The organism is Actinobaculum suis, assembly GCF_900102025.1.
GTDB classification, from domain to species: Bacteria; Actinomycetota; Actinomycetes; order Actinomycetales; family Actinomycetaceae; genus Actinobaculum; species Actinobaculum suis.
Window position 1 is genome coordinate 1 of sequence record NZ_FNAU01000034.1, and the last position, 1,644, is coordinate 1,644.

The 1,644-nt window shown below is 58.4% G+C and carries 1 protein-coding gene; it reads left to right on the plus strand.

What is annotated here, in order from left to right:
- The coding region (locus BLT47_RS08790) for a Rib/alpha-like domain-containing protein (protein ID WP_218122572.1) at positions 1-1,644 on the plus strand (1,644 nt) is incomplete at both ends.

Genomic DNA, 1,644 nt, shown 5'->3' on the forward strand with positions numbered 1-1,644 from the left:
GATGCGGATACGCACAACCCGAGCTATGGTGATGCTTCTGGTAAGCCGGGTGAGGAAGTGACTGTGCCGCTGGTTCCTGGTGATAAGGAACTGCCGGAAGGCACGACCTTTGCTGGCCCGAAGGACGATCCTTCGGTGACGGTTGACCCGAAGACTGGTGAAGTCAAGGTTACGGTTCCGGCTGATGCTCAGCCTGGTACCGAGATCACCAAGGAAATCACCGTTACCTACCCGGATGGCTCGCAAGAAACCGTCCCGGTCAAGGTCAAGGTTGCTGAGCCGATCGATTACCAGCCGGCATACAAGGAATCGCCGCTCGTCAAGCCTGGGGAAACTGCAAAGTCCACCCCGAGCTACGAAGGCGACACTCCGGCTGCTGCTAACTACTCCATCGCTGACGGTTTCGTTGCCCCCAAGGGCTGGAATGTGGCGATTGACAAGGCCACTGGCGAAGTTACCGTTACCACTGCCGCAGAAGGTGTGGAAGGTCAAGAGTTGAAGGTTCCGGTTCGCGTGGAATACCCGGGTACGGGTTCCGCGGCGGACGATATTGAAGCTACCTTCCAGCTCGATTCGGACGGTGACGGCGTGCCCGATGCCACCGACCTGTGCCCCGGTACTCCCGCGGGCGTGAAGGTTGATGGTTCCGGTTGCTCCCTGAGCCAGATCTACGACGGTAGTTACGCTGATACGCCGGCCAAGGTTGGCAAAGAAGCAAAGTCTGCTGCTCCTGTGTTTGACGTCGTATCCACGAAGGACAAGCAGGAAACCGAAGCTGCACCGGAAGGCTCCACCTTCGCCCTGGGTGAAGGCGCTCCGGAAGGCGCAGCGGTAGATCCGCAGACCGGCGTCGTCTCTCTCACCCCTGCACTCGAACAGGCCGGCACGGAAGTTACCGTTCCGGTAGTGGTGACCTATCCCGATAAGAGCGGCACTGATAACCTCACCGCGAAGTTCGTGGTTGAGCCCAAGGATGCGGATACGCACAACCCGAGCTACGGCGATGCTTCTGGTAAGCCGGGCGAGGATGTGAAGGTCCCGCTGGTTCCTGGCGATAAGGAACTGCCGGAAGGCACGACCTTTGCTGGCCCGAAGGACGATCCTTCGGTGACGGTTGACCCGAAGACTGGTGAAGTCAAGGTTACGGTTCCGGCTGATGCCAAGACCGGTGACGTGATTTCTAAGGACATCACTGTTACTTACCCGGATGGTTCGCAAGAAACTGTTCCGGTGAAGGTGACGGTTGTTCCGACCGATGCGGATACGCACAACCCGGCTTACGAAGATGCGTCTGGTAAGCCTGGCGCGGATGTGACCGTGGACCAGACTGGTGATACGAAGCTGCCGGAAGGCACGAAGTTTGCTGGTCCGGAAGGCGATGACACCGTGACGGTTGATCCGGCTACTGGCAAGGTGACCGTGAAGGTTCCGGCTGATGCCAAGGCCGGTGACGTGATTTCTAAGGACATCACTGTTACTTACCCGGATGGTTCGCAAGAAACTGTTCCGGTGAAGGTGACGGTTGTTCCGACCGATGCGGATACGCACAACCCGAGCTATGGTGATGCTTCTGGTAAGCCGGGTGAGGAAGTGACTGTGCCGCTGGTTCCTGGTGATAAGGAACTGCCGGAAGGCACGACCTTT